Here is a 19,636-nt window from a genome sequence, read left to right as displayed (position 1 = left end):
TTCTTCTCCAAACTTGAACTCAATAGACGGGTGGTGAAACCACCCAGATGACAATTGCCGGCTCGGCACCCGGATTGCGCCAGCGGTAAGGCTTGCCTTCGAAGCGAAAGGAGTCGCCTTCGCCAAGCCGATGCCAGACACCCGCTATCTCGATGTCGAACAGTCCGGACGCGACGTATCCGGCCTCCTCGGTCGGCCGCTGCGCCTCGGCCTTCAGTTCCGCGCCTGGCGCGAAGACCGAACGCACCATCTCGAAGCTACCGCCGAGATCGGGCGACAGAAGCTCCTCCACCAAGCCGGATTCGCTTGTGCCAAGCGTGCGGCGCCTGCCGGCGCGCACGACCACGCCGCGCTCGCTTTCGACAGGTACGTCATGGCTGAAGAACAGGCTGATCGGCACGCCGAACAGTTCGGCGAAGGCCCTGAGGTCACCGAGCGATGGCGTCGACAGGCCGCGTTCGACCTGGCTGACCCAGCCGACGGAACGGCCAAGATTCAGGCCGATCTCGGCGAGTGTCAGCCCGCGCGCCTTGCGCAGGGCCCTGATGTCGCCGGCCAGCACGCGTTCGTCAGGTCCCTGCAATGTTCTTGCGGTAGTCGAAGGCAAAACGCTCTCTTCATGAAAAAATACCGTCAAATTTCATGAGAAATCAAGCTCATGAAAAAATCAAGCAGATTTTCACGGATGCACAAGATTTGCTTGCGCGATTTTGACGGTTCATGCAAAGGCTCCGCCGAGAGCGGCGAGTGGGGACGTCCGATCGAGACAAAGGGTAAGGGACGGCCCATGCTGGAAAATAACCCCCGAATCGCGGGCGATGCCGAGATTGTCGACGAGGCGATCCTGTCGCGCCGTTCGGTGCGCGCATTCCTGCCCGACATGGTCGACGACGACACCATCCGCGCCATTCTGGCGGTTGCGGCGCGCGCCCCATCCGGCACCAACATGCAGCCATGGAAAGTCTATGTCACCAAGGGCGAGAGCAAGCAGCGGATATCAGACGCCATTCTCAATTCCGGCATTCGCGCCGAAAAAGCCGATTGGGACGAGTACCGGTATTATCCCACCCAGTTCTTCGAGCCGTATCTGACCCGCCGCCGCGCCAACGGTTTCGGCCTCTATGGCGCGCTCGGCATTGGTCGCCGCGAGGTCGACAAGATGCGCGCCCAGCACGACCGCAACTTCGTCTTCTTCGACGCGCCGGTCGGCATGATCTTCACCATTGACCGCCGGCTCAACCAGGGCTCGTGGATCGACTACGGCATGTTCCTGCAGAACATCATGGTCGCAGCTAGAGGCAGGGGTCTGCACACCTGTCCGCAGGCGGCCTTCGCGCCTTATCACCGGCAGATCCGGCCGGTACTCGACATTCCCGACGAAGAGATCGTCGTCTGCGGTATGGCACTTGGCCATGAAGACACGTCAAAACCTGAAAACACCTTCCGCACCGACCGCGTGCCGCTGGAAGACTGGGTGAAGTTCAGCGAATAGCGGCTGCCCTGGCCAGTCGGCCGACATGCACTATTCGGTACTCATCTGGGCGCCGTGGCCGCTGACATGGGCGCCGTCCTGCGGCGTCAGCTTGAGATAGGCGAGCAACGCGCAGAGCGTGATGACGCCCTCGATCACGAACAGGATGCGGAAGTCGTCGGCGACGGCTGGCCCGCCTCCGGCCAGAAACGATAGCGCCGCGGCGGCGAGGCCGACGCTGATCGCCACCGCCAGCTGCCACAGAATGTAGTAAAGCGCGCTGAAGCGGGCGAGCTGCTCGGGCGCGATGTCGGAGTAGGCGAGGTTGCCGGTCGACGCCCATTGCGCGGAACGGAAAACGCCGAAGACGAAGATGTAGGCCAGCACGATCCACACGGGCGTGGTCGCCTGCATCAGAGCGAAACCGGCGACCAAAAGGGCGACGATCGGCGTGTTGAACACCAGCACGCGGCGGAAGCCGAAGCGGTTGAGGACGCGCGGCATGAAGAAGCGCATCGCCACCGAGCCGACCGCGGCGACGAAGGTCAGCGACCCCGCCTGCACCGCGCTCATGCCGAAGCCGAGTTGGAACATCAGCGGCAGCAGGAAGACGACGGAGCTGAGGCCGATCGTGTCCAGCCCGCCACCGGTCAGGAACGAAATGCGGAAGGTGCGGATGCGCAAGAGCTTGAGGTCGAGCAGCGGATTGCGCACGCGCAGGCAGTAGAACGAGGCGATGGTCAGGATGACGAGCGCCAGCGCCAGTTCGCCGGCGATGATGCCGCCGGCGGCATCCTTGGCGGCCAGCGAATCCATGCCGAAGACCAGCAGCACCATGCCGCTGCCGACCAGCAGGAAGCCCGGAAAGTCGAACGGCGTCCGCACCGGCTTGGTCATCGTCGGAAACAACGAGGCGGCAAGAACTGCCGCCGCCAGCGCGAACGGCACATTGATGAAGAAGATCCAGCGCCAGGAAATGTAGGTGGTCAGCGCGCCGCCGACGAGCGGGCCGACCAGCGGTCCGGACTGACCGGCCAGCGAGATATACATGTTGATCTTGAGCGTGCGGCTGCGCGGAAAGGTCGACAGGATGACGACCTGGCCGAGCGTGCCCATCAAGGCGCCGCCGAAGCCTTGCAGCGCACGCGCGCCGACCAACATCCAGATGTTATCAGACAGTCCGCAGAGCGCCGACGAGGCGGCGAACACCAGCAAGGCAAAGCAGTAGACGTTGCGCAGGCCGAAGCGGTCGGCGGCCCAGCCGCCAAGCGGCATCGAGATGATCAGGCTGGCGACATAGACCGTGATCAAGAGACCGAGCTGGCTGGGCGGACGGCCGAGGCTTTCGCCGATGCCGGGCAGCGCCGTGACCACGACGTTCTGGTCGAGGCTGGTCATGAACACACCGCAGGCGACCGTCAGCGGCAGCAGGAGCAAGGCTCTGGCCTGCACATCGGCGCGATCCGTGGCGCCGGCGGATAGTTCTGCGGTCATGGAGATGTTCGAACCAAACGAATGTGCCGACTCTGAGACGGGATTTCTATCCCTTGGGCCGGTTGGGCTGCCACTTTCCCCACCATGGGCGTCCGCGGCGCGATTCTCTAGCGGCAGAACCGGCTGGCGTTGATGCCAGAAGCAGAAGCGATGCGGCCGTTCGGCCGCGCCGACTACTGCACCTCGTAGCCGACTTCCTCGCTGGCGTGACAGAGCGCCTTCCAGAACGAGCGCGCGAAGGAGCGGAAGACGTAGATGTCGAACTGGTCGGCGCCGGTGCGCTGGATTTGGGCGAAGACATCGTGATGGGTGGTCGAACGGCCGGCGCCAACCGGAAAGGCCGGCAGCGAAAAGTCGATGGCGAAGAATTTCGCCAGCACCCATTCGGCCTTCGGCCCGGCGATGCGGATGGCGGTGCGGCCATGCGACAGGTCGGTGACCGTGCCGATGGCCGGGGTCACCACCTTGGCAAAGGCCGTGGCCAGACCTTCGGCCTCGTCGGCGACGGTGAATTTTCCCGGTGCGAAGCCGAACACCGACTTCACGCCATCGCTCAGGCCCCCGCCGGCGCCATCGGGCAGAGCCAGCCCGGCGACGGTGCGGATGGCTGATATCAGCTTCTTCTCTTCGCCCGGCCAGGCGGCGAGTTGCACGATCGAGCCCGGCCGTGTCTCGGTCAGGATGATCTCGACGCCATGCTCGAAATTGCCGTGCGAGCCGACGTGAAATTCCGGTTCAAGCGGTGATTGGCGCTCAACCATGCATGCGGGTCCCTTCGGGATCGTAGAAGTGGTTGGAGACGATCTCGACCGGTCCGAACCGGTTGCGCAAGGGATCGGAGACGTGGGCGCGTGTGCCGCGCCGCGCCTTGCCGCCCTTGACCAGCGCCAGCGCGATATGCTTGCCGAGCGCCGGCGAGTAGCAGCAGGCGGTGATGTGGCCGATCGAGCCGTGCGGATTGGCCTCGTCAACCTCTTCGACGATGTGCGCGCCGCCGTTGAGTGGCCGGTTGTCGAGGGCGATCAGGCCGACCAGTTCCAGCCGGTCCGACGCGATCAGGCCTTCGCGGTCCATCATCGCCGAGCCGATGAACGGCTTCTTCTTGGACAGCATCCAGTCGAGATGCAGGTCGCGCGCCGTGGTGCGGCCGTCGATCTCGGCACCGGTGACATGGCCCTTCTCGATGCGCATCGTGCCCAGCGCCTCGAGCCCGTAGGTGACCAGCCCGAACGGCTTGCCGGCCTCGATCAGCGCTCCCCAGACATGGGTGCCGTGGCCGGCGCCGGAATAGACCTCGAACGCCATTTCGCCGGAGAAGGACAGCCGGCAGATCATCACCGGCACGCCTGATATCTCGCCGCGCACGATGCCCATGAAGGGCAGGGTGGCATTGTCGACCGATGTGCCGGCGACACAAGAGGCGAGGATCTGCCTGGCCTTCGGCCCGCCGATCGCTGCACCTGCCCATTCGTCGGTCACCGAGGTGACGTGGACCTTCAACTCCGGCCAGATCACGTCGAGGAAATACTCTAGATGCTGCATCACCTTGCCGGCGTTGGCCGTGGTGGTGGTCATCAGGAAATCCTGCTCGCCGAGCCGCCAGGTGGTACCATCGTCGAAGGCGAGGCCGTCCTCGCGCAGCATCAATCCGTAACGAGCCTTGCCGACGGCCAGCGTCGAAAACATGTTGGTGTAGACGCGGTCGAGGAATGCGGCGGCGTCGGGGCCTTGCACGGCAATCTTCCCCAGTGTCGAGACATCGACGATGCCGGCGCTTTCGCGCGTCGTCTTGGCTTCGCGCACATAGGCCTGTTCGACCGTCTCACCGGCATGGCCGTAGATCATCGGTCGATACCAGAGGCCGGCGGAATACATCGTCGCGCCATTGGCGAGATGCCAGTCATGCATCGGCGTCAGCCGCTCTGGCTTCAGGTCGCCGAAGCGCTCCGCCGCCAGCGAGCCGATCGACACCGGCGCAAAGGGCGGCCGGAAGCGCGTCGTGCCGACCTCGGGGATCGGCTTGCCCAGCGCTTCGGCCATGATGGCGAGGCCAGGCACGTTGGAACTCTTGCCCTGGTCGGTCGCCATGCCGAGCGTGGTGTAGCGCTTCAGATGCTCGACCGAGACGAAGCCCTCGCGGTGGGCCAGCCGCACGTCCTCGGCCGTGACGTCGTGCTGGAAATCGACAAAACTCTTGCCCTTGGCCCTGATCTCGAACACCGGCGCCGGATCGGGATCGCCGGGCACTGCTTCGACGGTCGGCAGCATGGACGGAGTGCTCTGCCCGCCGGCGGCGGCGAGGCCGGCGGCGCGTCCTTCGGCGAGCGCTTCGAGCGTCGAAAAACTGCCGGTGAAGGCGCCGGCGCCAATCCAGCTCTGTGTCGGCTTTGGCGGCAGAAAGGCTTGCCGGGCGGCGTTCCATTCCGCCTTGGCACCGGCCTGGCTGGCCAGATGGATGGTCGGCGACCAGCCGCCCGACATCAGCAGGCAATCGGCATGGATGCTGCGTGCATCACCGATGAGCGTGCCGTTGGTCATGTCGAAGCGCTGCAGTTTGAGGCCGGACAGCGCCTTGCCGCCTTCGGTGGCGACGACGGCATGGCCAGCGAAGATCTCGGCCTCGGCTTCCGCGGCCAGCTTGCGCATCTCCGGCGAAAGTTCCGGCCTGACATCGGCGATGGCGACGACCGCGGCACCGGCCTTCTTCAAGGCGACCGCCGCCCGATAGGCGCTGTCATTGTTGGTGAACAGTGCGATCCGCTCGCCCGGCAGCACGCCGAATTCGTTGGCGTAGCGCTCGGCGGCATGCGCCAGCATCACACCGGGCCTGTCATTGCCGGGGAAGACCAGCGGCCGCTCGAACGCACCAGTGGCCAGGACCACGGATTTGGCGCGGATCGCCCAATAGCGATGGCGCGGCTCGCCCTTGCCTGGCTGATCCTTATGGTCGCTGACCCGTTCGAGCGCGGCAAGCGTGTTGTTGTCGTAGTAACCCCAGACCGTGGTGCGCGGCAAAAGGCGGACATTGTCTCGGCCTTCGAGCTGGGCGACCGTGCGACGGGCCCAATCGGCGGCAGGCGCGCCGTCGATCGTTTCATCGGACCAGTTGGCCGAACCGCCGAAACGCGGCTCGAGATCGGCCAGCATGACGCGGGCGCCCTGATCGGCGGCAGCCTTGGCGGCCATCAGGCCGGCGGGGCCGGAGCCGACCACCAGCACGTCGCAAAAGGCGTTCATGCGTTCGTAGCGGGCCGGGTCCTTTGCCGATCCGGCGCTGCCGAGGCCGGCGGCGCGACGGATGAAGTGTTCGCAGAACATCCAGAAGCGCGTGCCTTTGAGCGGACCGAACACCGGTCCCATGAAGGTCTTGTAGTAGAACCCGGCCGACAGGATCTTGCCGCCGAGCTGGTTGACGGCGTTGATGTCCCAGGCAAGCGAGGGAAAGCGGTTCTGGCTGATGGCAACCAGGCCGTCATGGATCTCGACCATGGTCGCTGGGATGTTGGGTTCACGAACCTCGCCCTTCAGCACCGTCACCAGCGCGTTGGGTTCCTCGACGCCGGCTGTGAGCAGGCCGCGCGGGCGGTGGTATTTGAACGAACGTCCGTAAAGCGTGACGCCCTTGGCCAGCAGGGCTGACGCCAGCGTGTCGCCGGCATGGCCGGTGTAGGCCGCGCCATCGAAGGTGAAGCGGATGGTTTTCAGCCGGTCGATGCGGCCGCCGGTGTCGGTGCGGCGCGGGCTCATGACTTGTCCTCCGCCTTGCGGCGCGCGGCGGAGCCATGATCGCCGCGCCCTTGATGATCACCGCGCACAAAAGCAACGCTGGAAATCTCATGCGTCAGCGTGTTGCGCACGACGCGCAGATGCGTGCGGCAACCGCCGGAATGCTGCCAGATCTCGTTGTGATCCCCGGCCGGGTTCAGCCTGTCATAGACATAGGCGTTCCACGCCTCGAAATTCTGCGAGGCGGGGTCGGGGCGCTCACGGTTGCCGTCACCCTGATAGGTGAACTCGATGACGTCGCGCGGGCCGCAATAGGGGCAAGTGATCAACATTGAACTCTACCTAATGCCTAATGCAGCCGCGGGTTTGCACCCTGGCCCTTGTCGTCGATCACCAGGCCGCGGTGGAAGCGGTCGAGGGTGAAGGGGGCGTTGAGATCGTGCGGCTGGTCCTTGGCGATGGTCCAGGCGAAGCACCAGCCGGAAGCCGGCGTCGCCTTGAAGCCGCCATAGCACCAGCCGCAGTTGAGATACATGCCGGGCAGGGGGCCGGTGGTGATGATCGGCGAGCCGTCCATCGACATGTCGCAAACACCGCCCCAGGAGCGCAGCATGCGCACGCGCGCAAGGCCCGGAAACAGCGCCAGCATTTCGCTCATCACCTCGTCGACGACGGGCAAATTGCCGCGCTGGGCGTAGCTGTTGTAGCCGTCGATGTCGCCGCCATAGATGAGGCCGCCCTTGTCCGACTGCGACATGTAGAAATGGCCCATGCCGAAGGTGACGACCGTGTCGATGAAGGGTTTCAGCGATTCGGTGACGAAGGCCTGCAGCACATGGCTCTCGATCGGCATTGTCTCGATACCGGCAAGCTGCATGACACGCCCGGTGCTGCCGGCGACCGCAACGGCCACCTTCCTGGCGCGGATGTCGCCACGGGACGTCGTCACGCCTGAAATGCGGTCGCCGTCGCGCAGGAAGCCGGTGACCTCGCAGTTTTCGATGATGTCGACGCCGCGACGGTCGGCGCCGCGCGCATAGCCCCAGGCCACCGCATCATGGCGGGCGGTGCCGGCGCGTCGCTGCATCAGGCCGCCAACCACCGGAAAGCGCGCGCTGTCGGAGATGTCGAGCGCCGGAATCAGACGTTTGATCTCAGCCTTCGTCATCAGTTCGGCATCGACGCCGAGATGGCGCATGGCATTGCCGCGTCTTGCATAGTCGTCGAACTGGGCCGGCGTGTGCGCCAGGTTCAGGCAGCCGCGCTGCGAGAACATGACATTGTAGTTGAGCTCGTGCGAAAGGTTTTCCCACAGCTTCATCGAGTGTTCGTAGAAGCGGGTGTTGGCCGGCAGCAGATAGTTCGAGCGCACCGCCGTTGTGTTGCGGCCGACATTGCCGGAGCCGAGCCAGCCCTTTTCCACAACGGCGACATTGGTGATGCCGTGTTCCTTGGCAAGATAATAGGCGGTCGCCAGCCCATGACCGCCGCCGCCGATGATGATGACGTCATAGGACGCCTTCGGGTCCGGCTTGCGCCATGCCGGCTTCCAATCCTTGTTTCCCTTGAGCGCGTTCGCGAGCAGCGAAAAGGCCGAGTACTCTGCCATTGATGTCATCCGGTTCGGGCGATGCGGCAGACTATAGAGCAGGCCGCACCGGCAAAGCCAATATTGCGCCATCGCCTTTCGACTGGCCGACGCATCGGTCAGGGGATCAATGGGGTCTGGGCTCAATGAGAGTCAGGATCAGTGAGGTCAATGATCGGATGAGTCCGCGATGCGACGGCTTGCCCCATGATAGGGCCGTCTTTATCAAGGACAGGCTTTCAAATTGCCTTCGCCGCCGATGAGTCGCCAACAAATCATGCTTTTCCGATTGCTTCGTCTCATTTTGATCCTCACGCTTGTCGTCTCGGCGCCGCTGTCGTTCGATGCGGTGGCACAGGGGCTTGGCCAGGCGCCTGCCGGACTGGTCGCCGACCAGCAGAAGATCATCCAGGCGCTGACGACCAAGACCGACAATTTCGAGAAGCAGATACAGCAGGACGGCGAGGAGGATAGCAGCCTTGTCGATATCCGCTTGCAACTCGAGGAGCTGTCGCGGCAATCGCTGAACAGCGCACTGGCCTTCCGTACGCGTCTTGGCGAGATCAACAGCCGTCTTGAGCAGCTTGGCGCGGCACCTGCCGCGGGTCAGCCGCCGGAGCCCGACATCGTCAGCGGCGAACGCGAGGCGCTGGTGTCGGAAAAGGCGGAGATCAATGCCGTCATTGCGCAAGCCCAATCGCTTTCGATCCGCATCAGCGGGCTGATCGACAAGATCGGCAACATGCGCAGCGAGCTGTTCCGCAATGTGCTCACCAAGCGCTATGTGCTGTCCGACGCGCTCAGCCCGCAGGTCTTTTCGGACGCCAGGGACGAATTCGGCAATTTCTACAAAGCGGTGTCGTCATGGCTAAGCTTCGCTTTCAAGTTCAAGTTCCAGGCCATTCTGGCGGCAACCTTCGTGGCGCTCGGGCTGGCGCTGGTGCTGCTGGTCGGTGGCCGGCGCCTGTTCGGGCGCGTGTTCGAAGCCGACCCTGCCAATGAGGATCCATCCTATCTCAGCCGCTTGTCGGTGGCCTTCTGGTCGACCTTGCTGCCGACGCTGGCGGTTGGCGTGTTCTTGGCCTCCACGGTGTTCTTTTTCAACTATTACAATGTGTTGCGTGGCGACATCGGCCTCTTCCTGAATGCGCTCGCGGCCGTCATCGGGGTGGTGTTCTGCGTCAACCGATTGACCAATGCGGCGCTCGAGCCGCGGCTGCCGAATTGGCGCCTTATCCCCGTCGAGACAGGTCCGGCGCGCTGGCTGGTGCGGCTGACGACCGCCATGGCCGTGGTCATCGGCGTCAATTATTTCCTGTCGGTCATCAACGACAAAATGGGCTCGCCGCTGTCGCTGACCATCGCCCGCAGTTTCGGCGCCACCATCATCGTCGGCGTCATCCTGATCCTGATGGCGATGCTGAGGCCGTTCAAGGCGCGTGACGGAAGCTGGCGGCCTTGGCCGGCATGGCTGCGCTATACGGCGCTTGCGCTCGGTCTTTTCACCATCGTCGCGGCGCTGCTCGGTTACATCGGCCTTGCTCTGTTCGTTTCGTTGCAGGTCGTCGTTACCGGCACCGTGCTGATCACCGCCTATATCGGCTTCCTGTCGGCGCAGGCGATCGGCGAGGAGGGTGCTTTCGCCAACACGACCGTCGGGCGCTGGCTGTCGGCCAAATCCAGCTACGAGGATACAGCCCTCGACCAGCTCGGCCTTGTCGTCAGCGTTGCCATCAATGTGATGATCGTGCTGGTGTTCCTGCCGTTGATCCTGCTGATGTGGGGTTTCCAGCCCGGCGATATCCAGGCCTGGGCCTACAAGCTCGCAACCGGGATCAACATCGGCTCGGTGACGATCTCGGTCACCGGCATCCTCTCCGGCATCGTCGTCTTCGTCATAGGCTATTTCCTGACACGCTGGTTCCAGGGCTGGCTCGACGGTTCCGTGATGGCGCGTGGCAAGGTCGATACCGGCGTGCGCAACTCGATCCGGCTGGCGGTCGGCTATGCCGGCGTCGCGCTCGCGGCACTGGTCGGCATCTCGGCGGCGGGCATCGACCTGTCCAGCCTGGCGCTGGTCGCCGGCGCTCTTTCCCTCGGTATCGGCTTTGGCCTGCAGAACGTGGTGTCTAATTTCGTTTCCGGCCTGATCCTGTTGGCCGAACGGCCGTTCAAGGTGGGCGACTGGATCGTTGCCGGCGATGTCAGCGGCACAGTCAAGAAGATCAGCGTGCGCGCCACCGAGATCGAAACCTTCCAGCGGCAATCGGTGATCCTGCCCAACTCGAACCTGATCAACAATGCCGTCGGCAACTGGACGCACCGCAACAAGCTCGGCCGCATCGACATCAAGGTCGGCGTCGCCTATGGCAGCGACGTCAAGCAGGTTCATGCCGTCCTGCTGGAGATCGCCCGCAGCCACCCGATGGTGCTGAAGAACCCCGAACCCTTCGTGCTGTTTTCCAATTTCGGCCCTGCCGCCCTGGAACTCGAGATCCGCGTGTTCCTGGCCGATGTGATGAACGGCAACATCGCGCAGAACGACATCCGTTTTGCCGTGCTTGAAAAATTCAGCAGCGAACACATCGAGATGCCCTCGACGCCACGCGCCGTGGTCGAGGCCCACAAGCCCAAGGCCTGGCCGACAGACGACGACAAGATCGAGGCCGACTTCGCCGAACAGGAGCAGGTGAAGGCCGAAGCCGAGGCGGAGAAGAAGCGACTAGTCAAGTCCCGCAAAACCAGGAAGCCAGATCCGGACTAGGCTGGGAATCGGTGGGTCTCAACCATCGAAAGCCGATTGCGGCATGAATGGGGCATTCAGTTGCGGTTCAGCTTCCATCTCATATAAGCTCCATGCAAAGGCGAAAATGCCTTGCGAAATGCAACAGAGGCGGTGGGAACACCGATATTGCACCATGTGGAAGTCTCTCGTCGCTGCCGTCGCCCTGGTCGCCGCTATCGGCTCGGTCCATGCCGCGAGCGCGGTCAACAAGGACGCCGAGACCCGAACGCTGGTCGTCACCGAGGGCGGCAGCAAGACCGACCTTGCGTTGGCCGGTGGCGAAACGGTTGAGTTCTGCCCGAATGGCTGCTTCGTCACCTTGCCCAATGGCGACCTCGAAGCCCTGACCGGTTCGGAAACCGTCGAGATTTCGGGCGGTGTCGCCCGCATCAAGTAATCCTGGCGTCACGATTGCGGAGGCCGGGAATTTGCCCGGCCTTTTATCGTTTCCGGTAGCGGTTGTTTAACAATGACGCCGGAAATACCCCCATGGCAGCCGTCTGCAACCGTGCGTTTTAACGTTCGCTACGTCATCGCCCGCTATACCAGCCTCAAGACGCCGAAAAGCGGCGCGCAACTCTACGCGGGCAGGGTAGGACATGGATGCGCGGTCGGACAGGAACGCAATACCGCTTGCGGTCGATCTCGACGGCACGCTGATCGCGACCGACCTGTTGTGGGAAGGGCTGTTCATCCTTCTCAAGAAGAACCCGCTCTATATCTTCCTCGTGCCTTTCTGGGCCGCCGGCGGACCGGCGCGGCTGAAGCAGGCAATCGCGCAGCGCATCGACATCGATCCGGCATCGCTGCCCTATCGCGAGGTGCTGCTTTGCCGCCTCCGGACCGAGCATGCCGAAGGCCGCAAGATCGTGCTGGCGACCGGCACGCCGCGCAAGTTCGCCGATGCCATCGCGGTCCATCTCGGCATTTTCGACCAGGTGCTGGCCACCGATGGTCTCGCCAATCTCACCTCGGGCAGGAAGCGCGCTTCGCTGATCGCAGCCTATGGTGATGGCGGTTTCGACTATGCCGGCAACAGCCGTCACGATCTCCAAGTCTTTGATGCAGCGCGCAACGCGATCGTCGTCGCGCCCGACCGCCATGCCGCGCGCTGGCAGGCGGCACATGGCGCCGAGACGATGCCGGCGCCGAAGCCGACTTTGCGGACCATCGTCAAGATGCTGCGTGTCCATCAGTGGCTGAAGAATTCGCTGATCGCAGTGCCGATGGTGCTCTCGCACGAATATTTCAACACCGACATGATCTGGCAATGCCTGCTGGCATTCGTCTCGTTCAGTGCGGTGGCATCGGCCATCTACATCCTCAACGATTTCTTTGACCTCGCGCTCGACCGCAAACACCTCACCAAGCGCAACAGGCCGTTCGCCAGCGGTGCGCTGTCCATCCCGTTCGGACTTGGCGCGATTGCGATGCTTTTGGCGATCGGCTTCGGCACCGGGCTGTTCTTGTCGCACGAATTTCTGGCTGTGCTTGGCGGCTACATGGTCGTCACCACGGCCTATTCGCTGTCGTTCAAGCGCATGCTGCTGGTCGATGTGCTGACGCTCGCCGGCCTCTACACGATCCGCGTCCTGGCCGGTGCGGCGGCGACCGGCGTCGACGTCTCGTTCTGGCTGCTGGCCTTCTCTATCTTCTTCTTCCTGTCGCTGGCGCTGGTGAAGCGCTTCGTCGAATTGCGCACCACCGCCATTCCGCCTGGCGAGCGCATTGCCGGCCGCGGCTATCGCACCGAAGACCAGGAGATCGTCGCCCAGGCCGGCATGGCCTCGGCCTTCTCCTCGGCGCTGGTGCTGGCGCTCTACATGGACAGTGTCGCGGTGCGGGAGCTCTATCCGCATCCATGGCTGATCTGGCCGCTGGCGCCGATCGTGCTTTATCTCACCATGCGCGTCTGGATCCTGGCGCGCCGCAACGAGATGCATGACGATCCGGTCGTGTTCATCATCCGCGACTGGCGCAGCCAGATCGTGGTGCTGATCGGTGCGGTGATGCTGGTCATCGGGGGCTGGTAGGCATGGCCGCCGGACGTTTCCCAAGCTTTGGCCTTGCCACACCGCCGGCGCCGCGCGCCATCGGGGCCGATGAGGCGATCGCGCTGCTGAAGGGCGGTCGGGCCAAGCCGGCGTCGCTGCTTGCCTATGGCAATGGCCGCTCCTACGGCGATTCCTGCCAGAACGAGGCCGGAGCGGTCGTCGATATGCGATCGCTGAACCGCATCCACGCCTTCAACGCCGAAACCGGTGTTCTCGAGGCGGATGCCGGCGTGCTGTTGTCCGACATCATCGCCCACGCCGCCCCTTACGGCTTCTTTCCGGCGGTTGTGCCAGGCACGCAATTCGTCACGCTCGGCGGCGCCATCGCCAATGACGTGCATGGCAAGAACCATCACCGGCGCGGCACCTTCGGCTGCCATGTCGAGAGCTTCACGCTGCTCAGGTCCGACGGAAGGACCTATCGCTGCTCGGCAGCAGACAATGCGCGCCTGTTTGCGGCGACGATCGGCGGCATGGGGCTGACCGGTCTCATCCTGTCTGCCTCGATCCGGTTGATGCGGGTTCATTCGCTCGACATCGTCGAAAAGGCGACGCCGTTTCGCGATCTCGACGAGTTCTTCGGTTTGGCCGAGGCGGCCGATCAGGCCAATGAATATGCGGTCGCCTGGATCGACCAACTTGCCGGCGGCCGCAATAGCGGTCGCGGGTTGCTGTTTACAGGCAATCATGCCGAGCACGGCTCGCATGCCGCCTCGCGCGCCGGTGGCAATCTCTCGGTGCCGGTCCAGCCGCCGTTCAATGTGCTCAACCGGCCGTTCCTGACCGCCTTCAACGCCGCCTACAGGTGGAAGAAGGGGCGGTCGACGGCGCCGCGCCAGGTTGGCTACCAGGGCTTCTTCTTCCCGCTCGACGGCGTGCGCGACTGGAACCGGCTTTATGGGCCGAAAGGGCTTTTCCAACACCAGAGCGTGGTGCCGGAAGCGGCGGCGCGCGAGGCCGTGCCGGCATTGCTTGCGGCTGCAAGGCAAGCCGGGCAGGGCTCGTTCCTCACCGTATTGAAACGCTTCGGCTCCATCCGCTCGCCGGCGCTGCTGTCGTTCCCGCGTCCCGGCTACACGCTGACGCTGGATTTCCCCAACAGGGGGGCTGCGACGCTGGCCTTGTTGCGGGAACTCGATCGCATCACCGTCGAGGCAGGCGGCGCCGTCAATCCCTACAAGGATGCTCGTATGGGCGCAGACATCTTCGCTTCGTCCTTTCCCGAATGGCCGCGGCTGGAGTTGCTTCGCGATCCCGCCTTCCTATCGAGTTTCTGGGCGCGGACGGCAAGGAAGCTCGACACGCGGCGCTGCGTAGCCGAGGCAGCGGAATAGATATAACTTGAGTAATTCTTGGTTATCGATCGTTAAATCCATGATTCACTCAAAACATTCTTGTGGCTTCACGAAATGTTTGCTGGTTTGTAATAGGAAGCATGAAGGGGTGGCTCGGAACACATGAAATACATCGTCTTCATTCTCTTTACGGTCATGACCAATGCCGCCGCACAGCTGATGCTGAAGCAAGGCATGATGTCGCTCGGGCCGATCTCGTTCGAGGGCGTCAATCCGCTCGTCAAGCTGTTGCAGATCGTTTTCAGCCCCTGGGTGTTCCTTGGCCTCTGCACCTTCGTCATCTCGATGGCCTCGCATCTCTATGTGCTGTCCAAGGTCGAGCTCTCCTTCGCTTATCCGTTCCTCAGCCTCGCCTATGTTGCCGTCGCCATCTTCGCTTATTTCGTCTTCCGCGAGGACCTCAATGGCTGGCGGATCGCCGGCATCGCCTTCATCTGCGTCGGCACGGTGCTGATCGCGCAAAGTGGCCGGGATTTGGGTAAGCAAGGGCATGAGGACCAGACCGCTTCCATCATGCCCGACAAGATCCAAGCAAACGAGATCATTCGATGAGACATGTGATTTTCGGCGGTGACGGTTTCGTCGGCCGCCACCTTGCTCCGAAGCTTGTGGCCGATGGTGAAGAGGTTGTCGTCGCCGACGTCGTCAAGAGCGACCTGCCGCAGTACCGCACCGTCCGCTTTATCCAATGCGACGTCACCGATCCGGCGTCGGTCGCGGCGGTCGGGCTGAAGGCCGATGATATGGTCTACAATTTGTCGGCCAAGATGCTGTCGCCGATCCAGGTGCGGGCCAAGCGGCACGATTTCTTTTTCCCGGTGAATTTCCACGGCACCGAGCACATCATGCAGGCCATGGACAGAGCCGGTGCGACAAAACTCGTCCACTACACGACCGACATGATCTACGGCCACACGGTCACGCAGCCGATGACCGAGGAGCACCCGGTGGCGCCGCTGGGCGAATATGGCTGGTCGAAGCAGAAGACAGAGGAGTTGGCGGCCGAATGGCGCAAGCGCGGCATGTCGATCTCGCTGTTTCGCCCGCGCCTGATCATCGGCCCAGGCCGGCTCGGCATCCTGGAAAAGCTGTTCAAGCTGATCGACTGGAACCTTCCCGTGCCGATGATCGGTTCGGGCAGGAACCCCTATCAGTTCATCTCGGTGTTCGACTGCGCCGAGGCCGCGCGCGCGGCCTGGAAGGCCGGTGTGCCTAATGAGGCCTATAATCTGGGTTCGCTCAACCCGCCGCCGGTCAAGAAATTGCTCGGCGATTTGATCCGGCATGCCGGCTCGAAATCGATCCTGATCCCGACACCGGGCTGGGCGGTCAAGCGCACGCTCGACCTGCTCGACCTCTTCAACATGCCGATCATGGACCCGGAACAGTATCTGATCGCCGACGAGGACTGCGTGCTCGACGTGTCCAAGGCCGGGCGCCAGCTCGGCTGGGTGCCGCAATATCGCGACGAGGACATGCTGATCGCCGCCTATAGCGAGTACCGCGCAAAGAAAGCCGGCCACGCAGTCGCCACCAAACATGTGCCCGCCGAATAGCGGCTCGCAAAACAGCTTTCGTTGCGCCCGATCCTGGTCGTGCGTGCAGACAGGAGATTGAAATGACCGTCATGGCCAAGCCCGAACAGACCAATTTGCGCACCATGGTCAGCGCGCCGTCGCTGTCGCCAGCGACCATCGCCAAGCCCGATTTGATCAGCGTCGAGCAGGCCAAGGCGATGGACGTCGCCCGCATGACCGACCTGTTCAAGGCGCATCTCAACCCCGGCCAGCTGCACTTCATGAAGCTGCTCGGCTTCCACAAGATCAAGATCGAGCGTGCCGAAGGCATGTTCTACATCGACCAGAACGGCCGCAAGATCCTCGACTTCTTCGGTGGTTTCGGATCGCTGGCCTTCGGCCACAATCATCCGCGCATCCTGGAAGCACGCAAGAAATTCCAGGAGGAGAAGCGCCAGGAAATCGCCATCGCCTTCATGTCGCAATATGCGGCGGCACTTGCGCACAACATCGCCAAATGCTCGCCCGGCGATCTCGACATGGTGTTTCTGGGTTCGTCCGGCTCGGAGGCGATGGAAGCGGCGGTTAAGCTCGCCGAGCGCGCCGCCGGTCCGAAGCGACCGAAGATCGTCTATGCCGAGAATTCCTTCCACGGCAAGACCAAGGGCGTGCTGGGCATCACCGACGGCCAGCTCTACCGCGCCGACTTCAAGGTGGCCGAAAACACGGTCCGCATCCCGTTTGCCGACATCGAGGCGGTCGAGCGCCTGTTCCGTTCCGACCCGGAGGTCGGCGTCATCGTGCTGGAAACCATCCAGGGCGGCGGCGGCATCATCCAGGCGCCTGCTGAATATTGGCAGAAGCTAAGGGCGCTGTGCGACCAGTATGGCGTGTTGTGGGTCGCCGACGAAGTGCAGTGCGGCTATGGCCGGTCAGGCCGCTTCTATGCCTTCGAGCATTACGGCGTCATTCCCGATGTGACGGCGCTGGCCAAATCGCTTGGCGCCGGCAAGGCGGCGGTCGGCGCGATGATCGCGCGGCGCGAGGTCTACATGAAGGCCTATGGCACGCCGAAAACGGCGATGATCCATGCCATGGCGACCTTCGGCGGCATGGGCGAGGCCTGCGTCACCTCGATCGAGGGGCTCAATGTACTCTATGATGAAGGGCTGATCGACAATGCCGCCATCACCGGCGACTATTTGCTGCAGCGCCTGCAGACGCTCAGGGAAAAGTACCCGAAGATCATCAAGGAGGTGCGCGGCAGGGGTTTTATGATCGGCCTGGAGTTCCACGACTTCTCGCAGACCTTGCCGATGGTGTTGCGGCCGATCGTCAGCGTGCTCGACGACAAGCTGAAGGGTTCGCTGTCGGGCTTCATCGGGGCGCTGCTGTTGCGCGACTACGATGTGCTGGTCGCCTTCACCGAATACAACCGCAACGTCATCCGGCTCGAGCCGCCGCTGATCTGCCAGCGCGAGCATGTCGACCGCTTCGTCGACGCCTTCGACAGCCTGCTGTCGCGCGGCATCGTGTCGATCGTCAAGGATTTCGTCAAAAGCCAGGTTCGTTAAGCGAGTTCGCTGGGTACAACGATGCTGACCAAGTCGCCCGATCCACAAAACCCGCTCGACCGCCTCATCGGAGCCGGTCTGGCGTGGGGCGAGGGGACTTATGCGCGGCTGGCAGCACCGATCGGCGCGGCGGCCTTCGCGCTCTACATTCTTTTTACAGCGTTCACCGCCTGGGTGATGCCCGACGCCAACTGGGACATGCTGCCCTATCTCGCTATATCGGAGGAAGGCACCTATCCCGATGCGCAGGCGCTGCATGACTATGCCTACAACACTGTCAAATCGGGCGTGTCCGCAGGCGACTATAAGGCGCTGACCGACGATGGAGGCGGCTTCCGCAGTCACATGACGGAGAATGCCGCCGACTTCCATTCACTGCTCGGCATGTACCGGATCAAGTTCCTCTATGCCGAGATCCTGTCGACACTGAGCGCGGTGATGTCGCCGGTCGAGGCAATGCGACTGGTCTCAGTGTTCTCCGTGCTGCTGTTTGGCGCGATCGCGTTGATGTGGCTACGCTCCACAGGGGCATTGGCGTTGGCGCCTATCGTCGGCGCGGTGCTGATCATGGCCGATTTCGGCGATGCGGCACGCGCTTCGACACCGGATCTGCTCACTTCAGCGCTGCTGCTCGGCGGGCTCTATGCCTATGTCCGCGGCCTCGAGGTGGCAACGGCGATCCTGCTCTTCCTCGCCTTCATGGTACGGCCGGACAACATTGTTTTCCTGGCGATTTTCGCTGTGCTGCTGGTCGCGTACCGGCAGAGGGCATGGGGTGCGCTGGCCGGTTTTGCCGCTTCCTTCGTGGCCTACTTCGCCATCTCTCACTGGGCGCATCATCCCGGCTGGGCGCCGCATCTGTGGTTCTCCAGCATCGAGCAGCACTTCAATATGGACGGATTCGAGCCGCCATTCTCGGTCACCACCTATCTCAGGGCGTTTGCCACCTCGCTGCTGCGCGCCGTCAGCCTGAACAGTTGGGTCGGCGTGTCGGTGCTGGCACTGGCCGGCTGGTTTGCTGCCGCCCGCGCCGGCTTCCGCCTCGATCGCCGCGCCGGCATCCTGTTTGCGGCGCTGGTGCTCGGTGCGCTGGCGAAGTTCACCGTCTTCCCGATCCACGACACGCGCATCTATTTCCCCCATCTGATTCCGCCATTCCTGCTGCTGGCGACGCCGTTCATGGCGCTGTGGGCAGCCGTGGCTCGCGGCCAGAATCGCGCTGCCATGCAAATCATTCCCGGAGACAAGTCATGAGTTCGCTATCCAGCCTGGCGCGCGTTGCCCTGTCGCTTGCTCTTCCCAAGGGCGTTCTCGATCGCGGCCCGTCGCTGCGCGGCACCAAGTTCCTGGCCAGGGCGGCGCTGAAGGCGCGTTTTGGTGGTGCAGGGCGACCGTTCCAGATGGTCAATGTCGGCGCCTGCGACGGCGCACTGTTCGACGATGTGACGCCTTGGCTGCACAGGATTCCCGGTGCACGGGCCATGCTGGTCGAGCCGATCCCGTACAACCAGAAGAGACTGCGCGCCAATTATCCAGACACGGACCGCTTCATCATCGAGCCGGTGGCGGTGACGAAGACAAAGGGCACGATAACCGTCCACACCTTCGATGCCGCCGCCCTCGAGGCCGGCACGTTGCCCATCGAATTTATCGGCTGCTCGTCGGTCACCGACACCAATCTGATGTCGGGCAAGAATGCCTGGGGCGAGGCCGACGCCAATTTCAACAAGTTCGCGCCGCATCTCAGGGACATCGAGGTGCCATCCGAGACCTTGCAGACGCTGCTCGATCGCAACGGCATCAGCCATATCGACGCTTTCCTCGTCGATTGCGAGGGCGCCGACTGGATCGTCTTCGAACAGCTGGACCTCAAGCGCTACCGCCCCGGCATGATCAAGGTCGAGGTCGGCGCGCTGCCCGCCCCGGAGATCGGCCAGGTCGTGGTCAAGCTGAAGACATCAGGTTATCAGGTCGGCTTTCAGGCCGAGGACATCTGGGCCTTCGCCTGAGTTAGCCCACCGAAAAGCGAACCGCCCCAGGCGCCGGTGTGAAGCATTCTGCCGTCTGGTCGC

Annotated in this window: 16 protein-coding genes; 10 read left to right on the top strand and 6 right to left on the bottom strand. The window is 63.2% G+C overall.

Annotated elements, in window-relative coordinates; translation table 11 throughout:
- Window positions 1–19: 19 nt before the first annotated feature.
- On the bottom strand, window positions 20–562 hold the full coding sequence (locus EOA19_RS18240) for an XRE family transcriptional regulator (RefSeq protein ID WP_164892958.1): 543 nt from the start codon (window positions 560–562) through the stop codon (window positions 20–22).
- Window positions 563–787: 225 nt separating this feature from the next.
- Here EOA19_RS18240 and EOA19_RS18235 point away from each other — a divergent pair, with 225 nt between their 5' ends.
- Window positions 788–1,492: a nitroreductase gene (locus EOA19_RS18235; protein WP_164892957.1), complete on the top strand. Its 705-nt coding sequence runs from the start codon at window positions 788–790 to the stop codon at window positions 1,490–1,492.
- A gap of 30 nt (window positions 1,493–1,522) precedes the next feature.
- On the opposite strand, the gene EOA19_RS18230 is transcribed toward EOA19_RS18235, so the two are convergent.
- The 5 genes from EOA19_RS18230 to EOA19_RS18210 all read right to left on the bottom strand — a co-directional run bounded on the left by EOA19_RS18230 (window position 1,523) and on the right by EOA19_RS18210 (window position 8,300).
- Window positions 1,523–2,965, bottom strand: coding sequence for an MFS transporter (locus tag EOA19_RS18230; protein ID WP_128304392.1), 1,443 nt, complete (start codon window positions 2,963–2,965; stop codon window positions 1,523–1,525).
- Window positions 2,966–3,138: 173 nt separating this feature from the next.
- Window positions 3,139–3,726, bottom strand: coding sequence for a sarcosine oxidase subunit gamma (locus EOA19_RS18225; RefSeq protein ID WP_128304391.1), 588 nt, complete (start codon window positions 3,724–3,726; stop codon window positions 3,139–3,141).
- On the bottom strand, window positions 3,719–6,712 hold the full coding sequence (locus EOA19_RS18220) for a sarcosine oxidase subunit alpha (protein ID WP_128304390.1): 2,994 nt from the start codon (window positions 6,710–6,712) through the stop codon (window positions 3,719–3,721). Before EOA19_RS18220 ends, EOA19_RS18225 begins: the two co-directional genes overlap by 8 nt.
- The gene (locus EOA19_RS18215) at window positions 6,709–7,023 is read right to left on the bottom strand and encodes a sarcosine oxidase subunit delta (protein WP_023812338.1); all 315 of its coding nucleotides are present in this window, start codon (window positions 7,021–7,023) and stop codon (window positions 6,709–6,711) included. Before EOA19_RS18215 ends, EOA19_RS18220 begins: the two co-directional genes overlap by 4 nt.
- A gap of 17 nt (window positions 7,024–7,040) precedes the next feature.
- Complete coding sequence (locus tag EOA19_RS18210) at window positions 7,041–8,300, bottom strand: sarcosine oxidase subunit beta (RefSeq protein WP_023812337.1); 1,260 nt, start codon at window positions 8,298–8,300, stop codon at window positions 7,041–7,043.
- Window positions 8,301–8,556: 256 nt separating this feature from the next.
- Here EOA19_RS18210 and EOA19_RS18205 point away from each other — a divergent pair, with 256 nt between their 5' ends.
- The 9 genes from EOA19_RS18205 (at window position 8,557) to EOA19_RS18165 (ending at window position 19,573) form a co-directional block, all read left to right on the top strand.
- The gene (locus tag EOA19_RS18205; protein ID WP_128304389.1) at window positions 8,557–11,043 is read left to right on the top strand and encodes a mechanosensitive ion channel family protein; all 2,487 of its coding nucleotides are present in this window, start codon (window positions 8,557–8,559) and stop codon (window positions 11,041–11,043) included.
- A 154-nt stretch (window positions 11,044–11,197) separates the two neighbouring features.
- Window positions 11,198–11,461, top strand: a complete 264-nt coding sequence (locus tag EOA19_RS18200; protein ID WP_023812335.1) for a hypothetical protein — start codon at window positions 11,198–11,200, stop codon at window positions 11,459–11,461.
- 202 nt (window positions 11,462–11,663) lie between these two features.
- Window positions 11,664–13,097 carry a UbiA family prenyltransferase gene (locus EOA19_RS18195; protein ID WP_023812334.1) on the top strand — a complete coding sequence of 478 codons (1,434 nt, stop codon included), beginning with the start codon at window positions 11,664–11,666 and terminating at the stop codon, window positions 13,095–13,097.
- Between the two features lie 2 nt (window positions 13,098–13,099).
- On the top strand, window positions 13,100–14,452 hold the full coding sequence (locus EOA19_RS18190; RefSeq protein WP_023812333.1) for an FAD-binding oxidoreductase: 1,353 nt from the start codon (window positions 13,100–13,102) through the stop codon (window positions 14,450–14,452).
- A 123-nt stretch (window positions 14,453–14,575) separates the two neighbouring features.
- Complete coding sequence (locus EOA19_RS18185) at window positions 14,576–15,025, top strand: EamA family transporter (protein WP_023812332.1); 450 nt, start codon at window positions 14,576–14,578, stop codon at window positions 15,023–15,025.
- Complete coding sequence (locus EOA19_RS18180) at window positions 15,022–16,029, top strand: NAD(P)-dependent oxidoreductase (protein ID WP_128304388.1); 1,008 nt, start codon at window positions 15,022–15,024, stop codon at window positions 16,027–16,029. The genes EOA19_RS18185 and EOA19_RS18180 overlap by 4 nt, the downstream gene beginning before the upstream one ends.
- A gap of 104 nt (window positions 16,030–16,133) precedes the next feature.
- Window positions 16,134–17,564, top strand: a complete 1,431-nt coding sequence (locus tag EOA19_RS18175) for an aspartate aminotransferase family protein (protein ID WP_245273256.1) — start codon at window positions 16,134–16,136, stop codon at window positions 17,562–17,564.
- A 21-nt stretch (window positions 17,565–17,585) separates the two neighbouring features.
- Window positions 17,586–18,818 carry a glycosyltransferase 87 family protein gene (locus EOA19_RS18170; protein WP_023812329.1) on the top strand — a complete coding sequence of 411 codons (1,233 nt, stop codon included), beginning with the start codon at window positions 17,586–17,588 and terminating at the stop codon, window positions 18,816–18,818.
- Entirely contained in the window at window positions 18,815–19,573 is a 759-nt protein-coding gene (locus EOA19_RS18165) for an FkbM family methyltransferase (RefSeq protein WP_023812328.1), read from the top strand. The genes EOA19_RS18170 and EOA19_RS18165 overlap by 4 nt, the downstream gene beginning before the upstream one ends.
- Window positions 19,574–19,636 lie beyond the last annotated feature (63 nt).

Origin of the sequence: Mesorhizobium sp. M7A.F.Ca.US.010.02.1.1, from assembly GCF_004023085.1 — a bacterium.
Lineage (GTDB): Bacteria > Pseudomonadota > Alphaproteobacteria > Rhizobiales > Rhizobiaceae > Mesorhizobium.
Note: the sequence above shows the minus strand (reverse complement) of the source record. Positions and strands in the feature narration are given on the sequence as shown.

Coding starts and splice junctions, on each gene's coding strand:
- EOA19_RS18235 (WP_164892957.1), top strand. CDS start 788: ATGCTGGAAAATAACCCCCGAATCGCGGGCGATGCCGAGATTGTCGAC.
- EOA19_RS18230 (WP_128304392.1), bottom strand. CDS start 2,965: ATGACCGCAGAACTATCCGCCGGCGCCACGGATCGCGCCGATGTGCAG.
- EOA19_RS18225 (WP_128304391.1), bottom strand. CDS start 3,726: ATGGTTGAGCGCCAATCACCGCTTGAACCGGAATTTCACGTCGGCTCG.
- EOA19_RS18220 (WP_128304390.1), bottom strand. CDS start 6,712: ATGAGCCCGCGCCGCACCGACACCGGCGGCCGCATCGACCGGCTGAAA.
- EOA19_RS18215 (WP_023812338.1), bottom strand. CDS start 7,023: ATGTTGATCACTTGCCCCTATTGCGGCCCGCGCGACGTCATCGAGTTC.
- EOA19_RS18210 (WP_023812337.1), bottom strand. CDS start 8,300: ATGGCAGAGTACTCGGCCTTTTCGCTGCTCGCGAACGCGCTCAAGGGA.
- EOA19_RS18205 (WP_128304389.1), top strand. CDS start 8,557: ATGCTTTTCCGATTGCTTCGTCTCATTTTGATCCTCACGCTTGTCGTC.
- EOA19_RS18200 (WP_023812335.1), top strand. CDS start 11,198: ATGTGGAAGTCTCTCGTCGCTGCCGTCGCCCTGGTCGCCGCTATCGGC.
- EOA19_RS18195 (WP_023812334.1), top strand. CDS start 11,664: ATGGATGCGCGGTCGGACAGGAACGCAATACCGCTTGCGGTCGATCTC.
- EOA19_RS18190 (WP_023812333.1), top strand. CDS start 13,100: ATGGCCGCCGGACGTTTCCCAAGCTTTGGCCTTGCCACACCGCCGGCG.
- EOA19_RS18185 (WP_023812332.1), top strand. CDS start 14,576: ATGAAATACATCGTCTTCATTCTCTTTACGGTCATGACCAATGCCGCC.
- EOA19_RS18180 (WP_128304388.1), top strand. CDS start 15,022: ATGAGACATGTGATTTTCGGCGGTGACGGTTTCGTCGGCCGCCACCTT.
- EOA19_RS18175 (WP_245273256.1), top strand. CDS start 16,134: ATGGTCAGCGCGCCGTCGCTGTCGCCAGCGACCATCGCCAAGCCCGAT.
- EOA19_RS18170 (WP_023812329.1), top strand. CDS start 17,586: ATGCTGACCAAGTCGCCCGATCCACAAAACCCGCTCGACCGCCTCATC.
- EOA19_RS18165 (WP_023812328.1), top strand. CDS start 18,815: ATGAGTTCGCTATCCAGCCTGGCGCGCGTTGCCCTGTCGCTTGCTCTT.